Here is a 15,081-nt window from a genome sequence, read left to right as displayed (position 1 = left end):
CAGGAAGGATCGGGAGGTGAGACTCTCCTTTCTTTCGAGAGCATCTCTCTTTCGGTCGTCCATCGTCTATCTCTTGGCAACCGGCCTGTCTGCCGGGGCGCCGCTTGTGCTTCTGCCAATTCTCACGCGCGCCCTTTCTCCCGATGAATACGGGCAGATCGCCATGTTCTCTGTGGCGGCGCAGATCTTTGGCATCATGACGGGGCTCAGCACGCATGGCGCAGTGGCGATGAAATATTTCGATCAAGATACGATCGATTTCCCGCGATTTGTCGGCTCCTGCCTGATCATTTTGTTAATCAGCAGCAGCGCCAGCCTGCTCGTCGCATGGGCCACTCTCGATTGGCTTAAGTTGTACCTCACACTCCCCGGAAGTTGGCTTCTGATTGCAGTCGCATTTTCCGCCTGCAACTTCATCGTCCAGATACAGCTTTCAATCTGGCAATCTGGCAAGAAAGCGCTGAGCTTTGCCGCTCTGAGAAGCTTTCAGGGAGCGATGGATCTGTCAGCATCGTTCATCTTAGCGCTTATTCTCGGGCTAGGTTGGCAGGGCCGTGTTTCCGGAATGGTGCTCGCGTCTATCCTGGCCGCTTGTTTTGCGCTTTACACCATGAGGCGTAGTGGTTGGATTTGCCTTCCTCACGGCGCAGTCTACATGCGCGATGCATTGCGTTTCGGTCTGCCGCTGGTCCCCCACGCTGCGGGCGGAATGCTCATGATGATTTCCGACCGCTTTCTGGTTGCAAACGTAATTGGAGTTGCCTCGACCGGGATCTATCTCGTCGCAGCTCAGTTGGGCATGATTCTTTATCTCGTCAACGATGCCCTGAACCGAGCCTACTCTCCGCACCTGATCGAGAACCTGAGGCTCCACGATCAAGCTCATGACTATCAGATTGTGCGGTTCACCTACGCCTACTTCATTGGAATTCTTGCGTTCGCAATCGCGTTCGGTTTGTCGGCGCCATTCATTCTCAGCGCGCTCGCCGGACCGAAATTCCAGGCCGCCGGCGCAATCTTCATTTATATCGCAATCGGGCAAGCTTTCGGCGGCATGTACCTGGTCGTGGCGACCTACATCTTCTATGCCGGCCGCACGACTTACCTGGCGATCGTGACCGTAAGCGCCGGCCTAGCAAATATCGCTATAACGTATTGTCTACTCAAGCAGAGCGGGCTGGTCGGCGCCGCCCAGGCATTTATGATTACTCAACTGCTGTTCTTCATCGGAACGTGGGTACTCGCACAGCGCTGCCGCCCAATGCCATGGTTGAAGGCTATTGGTCTTGATCCAGCGATCTTCGTAAGGGCTGGCCTAATCGGTCTGGCTATGACGACGTATGCTTTTGCCTTCATTCCGTCGAACAAGTGGCACCCCTTTTTCGAACGTCCAGACAATTTGCCATCGGACCCGATGGAACTCATCGACGCGGCACGCGTCGGCGATTTGATTGTGATGGAGACGCTCCTGGCACGGGGCGTCGACATTAACGCGGCAAACTCGCTTGGAGTAACGCCTCTCATTGCTGCATCGGCATCTTCGCAAAGATCGGCCGTCAAGCTTCTGCTTTCTCGGGGAGCTCGCCGATCAGACAGGACAAGCGAGGGCTACACGGCGTACGACTTTGCCAAAAACCAGTTGAATGATGAGCTGGCACGGCTCTTGACCCAGAACGGCGAACGAAAATGACGAAGCCTTGCGCCGGAAGCAGCACCTCTTTGGTATTCTTTCTCATCAATTCCATCGCTATTCAAATGGTGGTCGGCCAGGACGCTGCCATTGAACGTTTCTCGTCGATTTATTGGGCCTTGGTCCTTTTTGCTTTGGCGCTGCCCTTATTTTGTATCCGCGAGATCTTTAGGCTGCTTCTCGGACGCGGTATTCTACTGCTTGCCTTCTTGCTTTGTGCAGGTGGCTACCAGCTGGCCCGGGGCGATCTACAGGTGCTCGCTCAGCTATTGCTAATGGTCTGGGTCACTGCGTGGTGCGGATGCGAGAGCACTCGGATCACAGTCAGCACACTCACCGACATCTTCCTTGGCACGCTCTTAATGGGCGTGATCGTTGCCATGCTAACTAACCTTAATCCCTGGGGTCTATTTCCGGGGCAGACCTCAGCAGGCTACGGACCTTGGCGGACGTCATTCTTCCCTCATATCGCCAACTCCGCGACGATGTCGCTGGTCATGCTTATGATCTTGACGCGCTCGACCAAGCAACACGACAAAAAAGGCATAATTGCACTGACGGTCGCTTGCTATTTTGGCCTGTTCGGATTCGTTCGGACCGTGCTGGTTGCCGCTGTCATCTATTTTTCCCTATTCGCGAGTTTGGCGAAGGTGCGACCCAGGCCGGTGCTCTTAATTTTCACCGCGCTAGGAGTCATACTGGCGAGCATAGCAGTCGAACTCGCAATCGCACCGTTCCTCGAGAAAGTCCAAGATTCGCCTATCGTGTCTCGTTTGCTCTTGAGGAGCGCGAGCGACCTCGACTCGTTCGCGATTAATCAGCAACTGTACCGCCCGTGGCTTTGGAAAGAACACATGAAGATATTCGTTTCGAGTCCTTACCTAATGGGCTTGGGAAATTTCCGACTCCTGGATCATGTCTCCTACAACCTCGTACCAGGGCTTGAGGCCTCGGGCTCGGAAAGTTTTCCGACTCGCCTGTTAGCAACTTACGGAATCAGTGCTCTCCTATTTCTAGGTTACTTGACCACCTTTCTTATTAGAGCAGCCTATTCGAGAGATTTCTGGGCTTGTGCATGCTTTCCGGTCATCGTTTTCGTGATGATGAATTGGGGCAGTGTCTTTCACCCGACGAACGCATTTTTTGTTCTGTTCATTCTCATGATGAGGGGTGATAAAGCTATTTGCTGAGGTCCTAACCGGGTCGGCGCTTGAGACGAGGCTGATGCTCGCCTTCGTAAATGGGTCCGATTTTCAAGAGGATTAGCATTCCGCTGGGGCCGTTCACCATCGCGCTCGTGCTCGGCGGTCGTGCCGAGGTGGCCTTTCGTCTGTCGGTGATCGGCTCCGGCGGCACATTCAAGGTGGTTGGTCGAAAGATCTGATCGGCTGGCTCACGACGCTGCAGCTTCCGCTATTATTCTGGCGGTGATCGACGGCAACGGGAAACAAAGCCCGGCCAGCGCCGGGCACGTGACGTTCATACCACCTTGGCGTCCCGAAGCCTCTCGATCTCGTCCGCACTGAGGCCGAACTCCTTCAGCACCTCCTCGGTCTGCTCGCCAAACTCCGGCGGTGGCGCCACCATCCTGCTCGGCGTGCGCGACAGGGTCACCGGCTGGCCGACCAGGCGGATGTGCCTGCCCTCTTCGTTGGGCACGTCCTGTGCGATGCCGAGATGCTTGACCTGGGCGTCCTCGAACATCTGGTCGATCGCATAGATCGGTCCGCAGGGCACGCCAGCCTCGTTGAGTTCGCGGACCCAGGTCTCCGTCGACTTCGTCACCGTGCGTCTCTCGATTTCGGCATTGAGCGCGTCGCGGTTCTTGGAGCGGGCAGGGGCCGTCGCATAGTCGGGATGAGCATAGAGCTCCGGCGCACCGATCGCCTGCGCGCAGCGCTCCCAGATCCGTCCGCCCGTGGTGGCGATGTTGATGTAGCCGTCTGAGGTCTTGAACACGCCAGTCGGGATGCTGGTTGGATGGTTGTTGCCGGTCTGCTGGGCGACCTCCTTCTCCATCAGCCAGCGTGCGGCCTGGAAGTCGAGCATGAAGATCTGGGCCTGCAGCAGCGAGGTCTGCACCCATTGCCCTTTGCCCGAGACCTCGCGCTCCAGCAGCGCCGTGAGAATGCCCATGGCGCAGAACAGGCCGGCGGTGAGGTCGGCGACGGGAATGCCGACCCGCATCGGGCCTTCGCCCGGTGCGCCGGTGATGGACATCAGCCCGCCCATCCCTTGCGCGATCTGATCGAAGCCGGGCCGCTTGTGATAGGGCCCGTCCTGGCCGAAGCCGGAGATGCTGCCATAGACGATGCGCGGGTTGATCGCGGCGAGGCTGTCGTAGTCGATGCCGAGCTTCTTCTTCACGTTCGGGCGGAAATTCTCGACCACGACGTCGGCCTTGGCGGCGAGACGCTTGAATACGGCGAGCCCCCGCTCGTCCTTCAGGTTCAGAGCCATCGCCCGCTTGTTGCGGTGCAAATTCTGGAAGTCGGAACCACGGCGTGGTCCGCCCGGCTGCTCGCCGGCGGCGTCCTCGGTCAGCGCGTCGATTTTGATCACCTTGGCGCCCCAGTCCGCGAGCTGTCGCACGCAAGTAGGGCCGGAGCGGACGCGGGTCAGATCGAGCACAGTGAACCGCGAGAGGGCTTCCGAGGCATGCGGAATGGGCATGAAAGGCTCCGGGACAGATTGCGGGCCTACCATAGTGCCGAAAGATCATGCGACAAGCCGGCGCGGCGCCGATGCGGCCTGCCGAAATGCCATGCCTTAGGGGGCGGGCTCAGCGCGACAGGCGTTTCAATTCGGCCCGCGCCTGCTCGGCAAGGGGGGAATCGCCGTGGCGCGCGATGAAGAGTTCGAAGGCTTCCCGCGTTCCCTTCCGACGCGCTGCTTCGTATTCCTCTGCCACCGCAGCGGCGGGATCGCGGGCCATTGGCATCGAAGGTGCGCGCCCCGCCGTGCTGCTCCCGCCGCCGCTGGCGTCCGAATTGGCTTTCTTCGCCATGGCCGGCACTCCTCCGAGGGGTTGAGAGTCCAGCCCACCGAATGCGACTACGGCGCCAAGCAGGCCGGCCGGGAGTAAACGTCTTTTCATGAAACCCTGCAAATGACGGGCGCGTCGTTGGATCGAGCTCTCGTGCGTGCCCCGTACGACTACGGGATTTGATGGCTAACACCTCGTTATCGATGATGTCCGAGTGCGCTTGCCCAATTTAAACCAAACGTTCAACTCTCAAGCTAGAATCATGTGTGTCGCTCCCCGAATCAAAGGGGACTTGCTGCTTTGGAGATTCGCTTTGGCTACCGCGGTCACGGTCACCAAGACCAATAACTCAGAGATCGACGGCCTTCTGTCGGGCTACAAATGGTCCGGCGCGATCACCTACAGCTTTCCGGACGCACCCAGCGACTACGCCAATCCATATAGTGGCGGGAACAGCGAGACGACGAGATCGGGCTTTGCCTCAGTACCTAGCCAAATTCAGGCCGCGATCAACTACGCCATGGGGTTGATCCTCGGCTACACCAACGCCGACATCCAATATGCGGGCACGAATGGCGCCGATTTGATGATCGCGCAGTCGTCGGCAGCCAATCCGACCGCCTACGCCTACTATCCCGGGAATTATGCGTCAGGCGGCGACATCTGGTTTGGCAACCAATACAATTTCTCGCTGGCCAAGCTCGGCAACTACTACTTCACCACGGCGCTGCACGAACTCGGCCATGCCTTGGGCCTCAAGCACAGCCAGGACGCCGGTGGACCGGGCAACGTGGCGGTGCCGAGCGCGCATGACAGCAGCGAATACACCGTCATGAGCTATCGCAGCTATGTCGGCGCTTCGACGACGGGCGGCTATACGAACGAAGCGTACGGATATTCGCAGACCTACATGGCCAACGATATCCTCGCGCTGCAGACGATGTACGGCGCTGACTACACCACCCAGAGCGGCAACACCGTTTACACCTGGAATGCTACCACAGGGCAGCAGTTTATCAACGGCGTCGGTCAGCTTGCACCTGGCGATGGCGTCGGCGGTTCGGCCAACCGCATCTACGAGACCATCTGGGACGGCGGTGGCGTCGATACTTACGACCTGTCGAACTACACGACCAACCTGAGCATCAACCTCAATCCCGGTGCCTCCTCGCTGTTCTCCTCAGTGCAGCTGGCCTATCTCGGCAACGGCCATTATGCATCAGGCAACGTCTACAACGCCTATCTCTACAACGGTGACGCGCGCTCCTACGTCGACAATGCAATCGGTGGATCCGGCAACGACACCATCATCGGCAATGCCATCGCCAACGTGCTGAGCGGTGGCGGCGGCAACGACACGATCACCGGCGGTGCGGGCAACGACACCATCAATGGCAGCTCAGGCACAGACACCGCCCTGTATTCCGGGATCCGCGCCAACTATACGGTTTCCTACAATGGGACGACACAGGCCTTCACCATCGTCGATCAGCGTTTTGGGTCACCCGATGGGGCCGACACCGTCACAGGCGTAGAGAATTTTCACTTCGCCGACGTCCAGATCTCGAGTGGCACATTGGCAGCTCAAGTTACTCCCGATCGGGAAGTTGTGGTTTATGATGTTCAAAATGACCAAGCTTGGACTTATCAGGTCTTTGGTTACGATGCTGAAGACCGTCTAAATCACCTCAGCGTAAAGAAGGATGACGGAACTTCCACACTTACAGACTATAACTCCAGCCAGATGCATAATTTCAAAATGGCGGTGTCGCAGTACGACAGCGAAGATCATCTGACGTCTGTGTCTATCTATCCTAATAATGGAGCGAATCACTCACTTCTCGTGACCACATATGATCCGCAGCATGTACAGAGCTGGAAAGAAGCCATATCTGGCTACAGCGTAGCCGGCCAGATCGAATACGTTACTGTTGAGAAGTATGATGGGACATCAGCCTACACGAAATACTCGGGAGGGGATGTCACAGTGTACAACTACGCAGCTGATGGACATTTGGTGAGCATCGCTCATGCAGGAGCGATCGTGTACGTCTAACCTTGGTGTGGCTCACAAGTGTTAGACTGTTCTAGCGGTATATCTCCTCGGAAAGCAAAGGCCTTCTAATCTTTCCGAGCTGGCGGCATCAAGGGCCGACAGGGTTCTCCTTTAGAAGCTTTTCGATCTCTGGCACGATTAAGGCGGCTCCTTCGGAGCTTAGATGATCTGTATCGGTATAAAGGACCTTCCCATCAAGCACCGTTCGGCATCTAACGTGGTCACAGAGCACGCGGTGAGGATAAACTGGATGATACCGCGCGTTCGTCGAGAGTTCGGCTGCTAACTTCAATACTGGTGCATGGCGGTCCAAGTACCGATGTACGCTGGTCGTAATTGGAGGCGCACGTCTCGCGGCGAGCTTCGCTAACGTTTGTGGAACGTGCCAGCCGACTTCTGGGATGGGTATGACATGGTAGATATTTATTCCGGTGTCGAGCAACTCAATTAACGTGGATCGCATTGCCGCGAGTGTTGCTTCTTGCCGCTCTTGATCTGCGCCAGAAAATCCTACCGGTGCGACGGGGAAGGGCGCTCCTGGCTCGACCCCACCCTCGCCGTTATCAAACCGTGTTCCAGCTATGTAGGCCGTGCTACGATCGCTGACAATGAGGTTCTTGATGTCATGAAGCTTCAGTGCGGCAAGAACTTGGTTCATAAGCTCGCCGCAATGGTAGAGATCGATCACCTCGATCACCGAGGCGATAAATGGGCAGCCAGGGTTCGTGTATACGAAGGCAGCTAAACCGTGCTGGGCTAACACTTTGCTAAGGGAGGCTGTCAGCGTATCCGCGTGGCTGTCACCGACAACAGCAAAGGTTGGGACTACCTTGGCTCCAATCACGCAAGCTTCCGCAATCGGCCTACGGCATGATTTGCCGTCAACAGAGGCAACTCCACGCTCTGGCCGCGCACTAAGGAGGGCGAGTTGTTGCGCTGTGTACCGTTGAGGGTAACCTTCCGTCTGACTGGTCAGGAAGCAAGCAGTCATTAACAACGCCACGGCAGAGCTAGATACAGTTGCAACGCTGCGGAAGGTAGCTGCTCTGCGCAGAGGCTGCTCAAAATAATGAGTGCTTAGGGCCGCCAAAAGGCCGGCGAAAAGGATGAGAGAGGTAACCGTTGTGGGGCTTGGCGCGTTTATCAGCGCGTGCCTTGCGAAAGCAAAAACGGGCTGATGCCAAAGGTAGAGGGCGTAAGAAATCGACCCGATATAGACCAATGGAGGCAGTGATAGGATCCGGGATGCGAAATCGGTGCCGCCGTAGCCGAGAATGAGCACCGTACCGGAGACCGCCAGCAAGGACCCGATGCCGGAGTTAGCTCGATTGCCTAGTAAAAAGATGGCGGCAAGGACCATCAATAGCCCGATTGGCGGGAGTAGGTTGCTCTGCTTGCGTGGCAAAGTTGCAAGGACCGCTCCGGCCAAGAGCTCCCAGGCCCTGAACTGAAGCAGATAAAAGCCCCGCGCTGCATCAACTTGGTTCTCACGATAAGCGCTGATAATGGATAAAATTGCCGCAGCGCAGAGGATCAACTGTAGCATTTTGCGGGCATAGCGATGGATCCAGGCTAGAGCGATCGGAAAAAGAAGATAAAACTGCTCCTCGACTGCGAGCGACCAAGTGTGGAGCAACGGAAGTAGCTCGCCAGGGGCGGAAAAGTAATTCGTGGTCTGCAGGTAGTGGAAATTAGCTCCAAAGAATACGGCGGCGATGGTACTCTCTGCAAGGTTTACGAGAAGTGGCGGCGGCAGAATGACGGTCCCCACCGCAAGGCTCGTAAGAAGCATCAGGAAAAGGGCAGGTAGAAGACGTCTGACCCGTCGCTCGTAAAACAAGCGCATCGACAAACTCCCTTCGTCGAGACTTCCGAGCAGAATCTGTGTGATCAAAAAGCCGGAGATCGCAAAGAAGACATCGACTCCAAGGTATCCGCCGCTGAATCCCGGGACGTGACCGTGGTACAAGACCACAGGCAGAACAGCTACCGCTCGGAGACCATCAACTTCCGGCCTGTATTTATGCGAGGTTTGCATTGGTCAACATTGGAACTGCCACTCTCTCAACGCAATTTTCGGCAAGCCGCCCGCCACAGGCTTAGTTGCACCGGGCGTTGAAATAGTACGGCCTCGCCGCGCCTCTTAAACCCGTCAGGGCTTGTTGTTGCGAGCGACGAAGGTTCTATCTGTACGATCGAGCCGCATCCTGGGATGGAGATAAGTCGGGTCTCGAACGGACTCTCAAAGAGAGGCGAAAGAACTCTTGGAACAAGTTATCATCCAGTTCATGCTACACTAGGTGTTCTCGTCAGCCAAATAGGGGTTTGGATTGAGGTTGTACTTGTCGGGTAAATTGCAGGCCTACAGGGATTTGCTGAATTTACTTTTGCGTTATAGCAAGAGCCATTCTGGACTCTTGGTATCATTCGTATTGCTCGCGGTGTTTGGCTCTCTAACCGAGAGCTTTGGCGTATTCTTGCTAGTTCCACTGCTTCAGACTATGGGCGAAACAAATGTATTCGCCAATATCCCGGTCGTCGGTCGCTTTTCTGAACTGTTTGATGTCCTTCCAGTCGATCAGCGTTTATTATGGGCCGGCGGCCTCATGAGTGTTGTCGTCCTGCTGAGAGGGGGACTTCAGTTCGCCCAAGAGTTTGTGGGCTACGCAATTCCGCACCGGATCGATTTTCATCTTCGGCTTCGTGCCTATTCGGCGTTTGTGGATACCAGCCTGCAGTTTACTGACACCTTGGGGGCCGGGGCTGTGACGAATGTCATGATCAGCCAGCCTGCTCGCATTGGTATCGCCCTTCGATTCTTTGCGACTCTCATAGCGAACACTGCCGTTGTGGCAAGTTATATCGTGTTGTTATCAATTGTCTCGCCGCTGCTTGTCGTCCTGGCGACAGTTTACGTAATCGCAGCGACTTTGACATTCAGAGCACTCACAACCAACCTCGTTCGTAGCGTCGGTCAAGAACTTTCGCGCGCTACTGAGCTATTCAGCCAGATCTTTTTCGAAACGTTGAACGGTGCGAAGCTGATTCGCCTGGCCGGTGCTGTCGATGATGTGCGGCGCGACGTGGAATCTAGTGTTAAACGGTTGCAGAAGGCTCGTGATCTAACTGTCGCGGTTGAGAACATGACGGTTCCGTTCTTCAGTACGGTTGGAGGGTTGCTTGTTTGCTTCATCGTAATGGCGGTAGGGATGCTTCGAACCGAAACTGCCGCGCAGGCAGTTGGAGTTCTGGTCATTTTCTTTGTATTACTTTTTCGCATACTTGGCCCCCTGAGTATTATCAGTATTTCCCGGAATAACATTATCATTCATCTTGACGCCTTCAGGGAGTTTGACGCATTTCTTGCGGCCGCAGAGAAATCTCGTGAACGTGACGGAAGCATTAAACTTGAGACTTTCAAGAATGCTATCCAATTTGAAGATGTGAGTTTTTCCTATCTGGCTGAAGGGCCCAGCGTGCTTCAGCGGATCAATTTGGTGGTTCCCAGAGGGCACACGGTAGCAATTGTAGGTCCTTCTGGCGGGGGCAAGTCGACAATCATCAACCTAATCACCCGTCTCTACAGGCCCAACTCTGGGCGAATTTTAGTCGATGGGGGTGACCTGAATGATCTGGCCATAACATCGTGGTGGGCCCGCCTAGGTGTCGTTACTCAAGACATAGTAATACTGAACGATACCATCCGCGCGAATCTCAACTTCGGCCTGCGACGACCTGTTGCAGATGATCAGCTTCGCAGGGCGGCTCGGCTCGCTGCGATTGATGACTGGATCGAGTCATTGCCTGACGGATACGATACAATACTTGGGGACCGAGGCTCTCGGCTTTCGGGCGGGCAGCGTCAGAGGTTAGCGCTCGCCCGGGCGTTTGTTCGTGATCCGGACGTGATTGTGCTCGATGAGGCCACAAGTGCTCTTGATACCCTGACAGAACGGGCAATTCAGCGGCAGCTGGAGAGTCTTTCTCGCCGGAAGACTATGATCGTGATTGCTCACCGCCTCTCTACAGTTAGGCGTGCAGATACAATCTTTCTGCTCGAAGGAGGACGAGTTGTGGAGGCAGGAAATCACAACGACCTCATTCGGAAGCGCGGGCTCTACTGGGAAATGATCGAATCTCAGGCGCTGAATCTCATTGACGACGATGAGGCATCAGCTGTGAATGTCGAATGAGAGCGCGCCTCCGTTTGAATTGGAGCAGAAGCGAACTGCGGGTTGCGAGTTCCGGAAAAAGAGTCGATGCGAACTTTACGCGTGCTGTGCTATGCAGACACAACTACCGCGGTTCCGCATTGTGCTGCCGCCGCCGAGATGCTGCGCGTTGAGCTGGGCGCGCATATCATAATGCTGCTGGAGAGAGGTGTTCGTATTGATGAGACATTGTCGAACAGCGAAATCTATTGGCGAGACGGCCTATTTGTTCCATCTAAGCACGTAAGAAATTCATCAGAAGGGACCAATAAAAGGAAAGCCGCCGCGCTGACGAGCCGTAGAATCGAATTGTTTGGTTTTCGTAACGTACTGGCTCGTTCTAAGTTGCTCAGGTACATTTACTCCACGATTAGGCGTCTTTATCTCATATTGCGCAATCCTCCTTCACTGCTCCGTCAGGCTCGCTCTTGGATAAGGCGCATTTCAATCTTGGCTATTGCTGCTGAGCTAATCTGGGCACGGCAGAGAGCGAAGACGCTACGAGAATTTCTCCGCAAGATCCGCCCAGATGTGATCCTTCTGGTGGAGGATAATGTCGAAACACTCTCGACAACAGTCATCAATGAAGGCTGCAGACAGGGTATCCCAAGCGTTATCGTACCATTCACGATCCCAAACCCTTTGGAGCCAGCCAAATTCTACCGCCACCGTAAGCTGAATCAGGTCAACGACTTCCTGTCTCGGCTTGTCGTGCGCATCTTTCCAAAATGGCGCTACCGACTTGATGGCCAGGATCTGATTCGAGTGCCGGCATTCACGGCGCTGGCTCTGGAAGCTCTCGGCCAGTCTTCCCCGGCTCCCTGGATTCTGAACCGCGGGCGGGCGGCAAAGATTGCGCTTGATAGCGAGTCTCAACGCGACAGATACGTGCAGCTTGGCTTTCCAGTAAGCCAGCTTGCAGTGGTGGGCGATATACACAGCGCGATTCTGTACCGAGCTGCAGCAAACCGAGCGCGGCTTCGCCTGGAACTTATGACTAAGTACAGTTTTGTACCGGATCGTCCTCTAATTGTTTGCGGATTCCCTCCCAATCAGTTTGGCGGGGAAGACGACGGGCAGTTTGAGTTTTCAAGCTATGATACGCTCTCAGATGCTTGGATTGAAAGCTTCCGGTCTCTGGGGAATCGGGCCAACGTTTTGATCCGACCGCACCCGCGCGCCTCAGCCGATAGGTTTTCGTCGTTTGCTGGTGGGAATATTCGCTGCAGCATGCAACCAACCGCAGAGTTGATTCCGCTATGCGATCTGTATGTCGCCTCGATATCTGCCACGATACGTTGGGCGATCGCTTGCGGCATACCAGTGATTAACTATGATACTTATCGATACCGCTATGATGATTATGAAGGGGTAGGTGGGGTCATCCACGTGGACTTGCTTGCTGATTTTCGTGTGCAGCTTGAGCGGTTCGTCGATGATGCATCGTTCGCGGAGTGTGTATCTCGAAAGCAGCGAGAAGTAATGCGTCGATGGGGAGTACTTGATGACGGTCTGTCACGGCGCTTTGCAATGCTGGTCAACGAAGTAACAGAGGGCGTGCGCTCTCGCTCTGTATCGGGGCAATAGAAGAGCTCACACGGGCTTCAACATCCTTAAGTAGAAATCGCGTGCTGGTGTCGCCATCGCGTCGCGCTGAGTCCCTCGGATGTCGCCGACATTGAACGTAGTCGTCTTCTGACCGATTTTGTTGAAAAAGGGCAGCGGTTGCGACGCAGAGGTATCAGTGATTCAGTCTGTCTAATGTAAGGGCTGTTCAGCGGCCACCTACCGGATGACGGGGTGATCTGCGAGTCTGCGGTTTGTTCGGACCGTTAGGCTTAGAATGAACACAGTACATACTGCTATCACGGAGCCGGTGCGGCGGCTTGAGGACTTCACCGGAGCCGGTCGTCGGCGGAAGTGGAGCGACGAGGACAAGGCACGGATCGTCGTGGAGATCGTCACGAGTGGTGACTCGGTGTGTTCCGTGGCTCGACGGCATGGATTGTCACCGCAGCAGCTGTTTGGCTGGCGACGTCAGTTGCGCGAAGCAGCTGGCGGTCATTCCGAAGCGGACGAAGTCCGGTGTGCCGGCAATGGTGGATGCCGTGGTGCGGGCGCCGACTGCTCACCGAGAGCGCAAAGCGGCGCGCTGCAAGGCCAAGGCGTATGACGGGGTCATCGAGATTGAAGTCGACGGCATCACGATCCGAGCCGGTCGTGGAGCGGACACGGCGATGATTGCGTCGATTGTCCAGGCGCTGAAGGCGAGCCGGTGATCGGCCCGTCGGGTGCGGTCCGGGTGATGGTGGCGACCAAGCCGGTAGACTTCCGCAAGGGCATGGAAGGTCTTGCGACCCTGGTGCGCGAGAGCATGGGAGCAGACCCATTCTCGGGAGCTGTCTATGTGTTCCGGGCCAAGCGGGCGGACCGGATCAAGCTGGTGTTCTGGGATGGAACGGGCCTGTGCCTGTTCGCCAAGAGGCTCGAGGATGGGACCTTCCGCTGGCCGAAGATCGAGGACGGCGTGATGCGCCTGTCGGCGGCGCAATTGTCGGCGCTGCTGGAAGGGCTCGACTGGCGACTTGTGCACGAGGCACGGGAGACGCCGGCGCCAGCGCAGCCGGGATAGCTGTTGGCAGTGCTGCGGCGAAGTGAATCAGGAGCGTCGGACGCGTCGCCAGATGGCGGCGAATATGCTCTGATTTGGGTGTGAAGGACGCCCTGCCTGACGATCCCGAGACGCTGAAGGCGATGCTGCTCGCCGAGCGATGCGAGAGCGAACGGCTGCGTCAGATCATCAAGGAAATGCAGCGACACCGGTTTGGCCGGCGGGCGGAGACGCTGCCCGAACATCAAATGCTGCTGGGCCTGGAAGACGTTGAGCAGGTCGCAGCGTACGGCGAGACGGCGCAGGACGTCAGCGCAACTGAAGGCCGTGAGGCGCGGGCTCGCAAGCGCCGCGGTAACCGTGGCGCCTTGCCGGTGCACCTGCCGCGGATCGAGGTCGTCGTCGACATCGAGGACAAGACCTGTCCCTGCTGCCAAGGCGAGTTACACCGGATCGGCGAGGATAGAAGCGAGCGGCTGGACTTGGTCCCGGCGCAGTTCCGGATCCTCGTGACGCGGCGTCCCAAGTACGCCTGCCGGGCCTGCGAAGATGGGGTCATACAGGCGCCGGCCCCGGCCAGGCTGATCGAGGGCGGGTTGCCTACCGAAGCCACGGTCGCCCAGGTCCTGGTCTCCAAATATGCCGATCACCTGCCGCTCTACCGGCAGGCGCAGATTTACGCCCGCCAGGGCATTGAGCTCGATCGTTCGACGTTGGCGGACTGGGTAGGACAGGCAGCCTTCCATCTGCGTCCCCTGCATGAGCGCCTCCTCGGCAAGCTCAGGCAACGGCCAAAGCTGTTCGCCGACGAGACGACGATGCCAGTGCTCGATCCCGGCCGTGGGCGCAAAGACCGGTCAGCTCTGGGCCTATGCGGCGGACGATCGGCCATGGGGCGGCGTCGATCCGCCGGGCGTCGCCTACGTCTATGCCCCCGATCGCAAAGCCGACCGACCAATCGCCCATCTGGCAGGCTTCAAGGGGATCCTCCAGGTTGATGGCTATGCTGGCTATGGCAGGCTCGCCGAGCGGGGCAACGTTCAGCTTGCATTCTGCTGGTCGCACATGCGGCGTAACTTCTACGAACTGGCCACCCCCGGTCCCGCGCCCATYGCGAGCGAGGCGCTCAAGCACATCGCCGAGTTCTACGCGATCGAGAAGGACATCCGCGGCCGCAGCGCCGAGGAGCGTCGCCTCGTCCGGCAGCAGAAAAGCCGGCCGCTTGCCGWTAGATTCCAAAAGTGGCTCCACACAAAGCTCGCCCTGATCAGCCAGAAGGGCAAGCTCGCCGAGGCCATCCGCTATGCGCTCTCGCGCTGGGAGGGCCTGACGCGCTTCATCGATGATGGCCGTATCGAGCTCGACAACAACGCTGTCGAGCGTTCGATCCGTCCGATCACGCTCAACCGAAAAAATGCGCTGTTCGCAGGCTCCGACGGCGGCGCCGAGCACTGGGCCATCATCGCCTCTCTGGTCGAGACCTGTAAGTTGAACGACGTCGATCCGCTCACTTACCTGACCGACGCC

Annotated in this window: 11 protein-coding genes and 2 pseudogenes; 10 read left to right on the top strand and 3 right to left on the bottom strand. The window is 56.9% G+C overall.

From position 1 onward, the window contains the following. The first annotated feature begins 16 nt into the window (after positions 1 to 16). Genes ASG57_RS24660 through ASG57_RS40150 form a run of 3 tightly spaced genes read left to right on the top strand, consistent with a single transcriptional unit; the run spans position 17 to position 3,074 of the window. Complete coding sequence (locus ASG57_RS24660; protein ID WP_162250086.1) at positions 17 to 1,690, top strand: oligosaccharide flippase family protein; 1,674 nt, start codon at positions 17 to 19, stop codon at positions 1,688 to 1,690. After that, entirely contained in the window at positions 1,687 to 2,880 is a 1,194-nt protein-coding gene (locus ASG57_RS24655; RefSeq protein WP_057197871.1) for a hypothetical protein, read from the top strand. The genes ASG57_RS24660 and ASG57_RS24655 overlap by 4 nt, the downstream gene beginning before the upstream one ends. Positions 2,881 to 2,930: 50 nt before the next feature. After that, positions 2,931 to 3,074, top strand: a complete 144-nt coding sequence (locus tag ASG57_RS40150; protein WP_156402803.1) for a hypothetical protein — start codon at positions 2,931 to 2,933, stop codon at positions 3,072 to 3,074. A 95-nt stretch (positions 3,075 to 3,169) separates the two neighbouring features. Here the strand turns inward: ASG57_RS40150 and ASG57_RS24650 are convergent, their stop codons facing one another. Continuing rightward, a complete protein-coding gene (locus tag ASG57_RS24650) occupies positions 3,170 to 4,363 on the bottom strand; it encodes a CaiB/BaiF CoA transferase family protein (RefSeq protein WP_057197869.1) in 1,194 nt (397 codons plus the stop codon). A gap of 109 nt (positions 4,364 to 4,472) precedes the next feature. After that, positions 4,473 to 4,697, bottom strand: coding sequence for a hypothetical protein (locus ASG57_RS24645; protein ID WP_502690813.1), 225 nt, complete (start codon positions 4,695 to 4,697; stop codon positions 4,473 to 4,475). A 292-nt stretch (positions 4,698 to 4,989) separates the two neighbouring features. Here ASG57_RS24645 and ASG57_RS24640 point away from each other — a divergent pair, with 292 nt between their 5' ends. Then, on the top strand, positions 4,990 to 6,732 hold the full coding sequence (locus ASG57_RS24640) for a M10 family metallopeptidase (protein ID WP_162250085.1): 1,743 nt from the start codon (positions 4,990 to 4,992) through the stop codon (positions 6,730 to 6,732). A gap of 88 nt (positions 6,733 to 6,820) precedes the next feature. Here the strand turns inward: ASG57_RS24640 and ASG57_RS24635 are convergent, their stop codons facing one another. Further along, a complete protein-coding gene (locus ASG57_RS24635; protein WP_057197867.1) occupies positions 6,821 to 8,770 on the bottom strand; it encodes an acyltransferase family protein in 1,950 nt (649 codons plus the stop codon). Between the two features lie 304 nt (positions 8,771 to 9,074). On the opposite strand from ASG57_RS24635, the gene ASG57_RS24630 reads away from it, so the two are divergent. The 6 genes and pseudogenes from ASG57_RS24630 to tnpC form a co-directional block, all read left to right on the top strand. Then, entirely contained in the window at positions 9,075 to 10,925 is a 1,851-nt protein-coding gene (locus ASG57_RS24630; protein ID WP_162250084.1) for an ABC transporter ATP-binding protein, read from the top strand. Positions 10,926 to 10,991: 66 nt separating this feature from the next. Then, the gene (locus tag ASG57_RS38110; protein ID WP_156402801.1) at positions 10,992 to 12,530 is read left to right on the top strand and encodes a hypothetical protein; all 1,539 of its coding nucleotides are present in this window, start codon (positions 10,992 to 10,994) and stop codon (positions 12,528 to 12,530) included. A 256-nt stretch (positions 12,531 to 12,786) separates the two neighbouring features. Next, positions 12,787 to 12,957: pseudogene (locus tag ASG57_RS39435) on the top strand (transposase); the annotation flags it as partial. A 10-nt stretch (positions 12,958 to 12,967) separates the two neighbouring features. After that, positions 12,968 to 13,222, top strand: a complete 255-nt coding sequence (locus tag ASG57_RS39430; RefSeq protein ID WP_230646865.1) for a hypothetical protein — start codon at positions 12,968 to 12,970, stop codon at positions 13,220 to 13,222. Beyond that, positions 13,219 to 13,575: an IS66 family insertion sequence element accessory protein TnpB gene (gene tnpB, locus ASG57_RS24615; RefSeq protein ID WP_057197861.1), complete on the top strand. Its 357-nt coding sequence runs from the start codon at positions 13,219 to 13,221 to the stop codon at positions 13,573 to 13,575. The genes ASG57_RS39430 and tnpB overlap by 4 nt, the downstream gene beginning before the upstream one ends. A 122-nt stretch (positions 13,576 to 13,697) precedes the next feature. Next, positions 13,698 to 15,081, top strand: a pseudogene (tnpC, locus tag ASG57_RS24610) (IS66 family transposase); the annotation flags it as partial.

Source organism: Bradyrhizobium sp. Leaf396 (assembly GCF_001424605.1).
Classification (GTDB): domain Bacteria; phylum Pseudomonadota; class Alphaproteobacteria; order Rhizobiales; family Xanthobacteraceae; genus Bradyrhizobium; species Bradyrhizobium japonicum_C.
The sequence above is the reverse complement of the archived record's forward strand: the minus strand, read 5'-3'. Positions and strand labels throughout refer to the sequence as shown.

What these genes read in the sequence shown, in the direction of transcription:
- ASG57_RS24655 (WP_057197871.1), top strand. Translation starts at nt 1,687, where the DNA reads ATGACGAAGCCTTGCGCCGGAAGCAGCACCTCTTTGGTATTCTTTCTC.
- ASG57_RS40150 (WP_156402803.1), top strand. Translation starts at nt 2,931, where the DNA reads ATGGGTCCGATTTTCAAGAGGATTAGCATTCCGCTGGGGCCGTTCACC.
- ASG57_RS24650 (WP_057197869.1), bottom strand. Translation starts at nt 4,363, where the DNA reads ATGCCCATTCCGCATGCCTCGGAAGCCCTCTCGCGGTTCACTGTGCTC.
- ASG57_RS24645 (WP_502690813.1), bottom strand. Translation starts at nt 4,697, where the DNA reads ATGGCGAAGAAAGCCAATTCGGACGCCAGCGGCGGCGGGAGCAGCACG.
- ASG57_RS24635 (WP_057197867.1), bottom strand. Translation starts at nt 8,770, where the DNA reads ATGCAAACCTCGCATAAATACAGGCCGGAAGTTGATGGTCTCCGAGCG.
- ASG57_RS38110 (WP_156402801.1), top strand. Translation starts at nt 10,992, where the DNA reads ATGCGAACTTTACGCGTGCTGTGCTATGCAGACACAACTACCGCGGTT.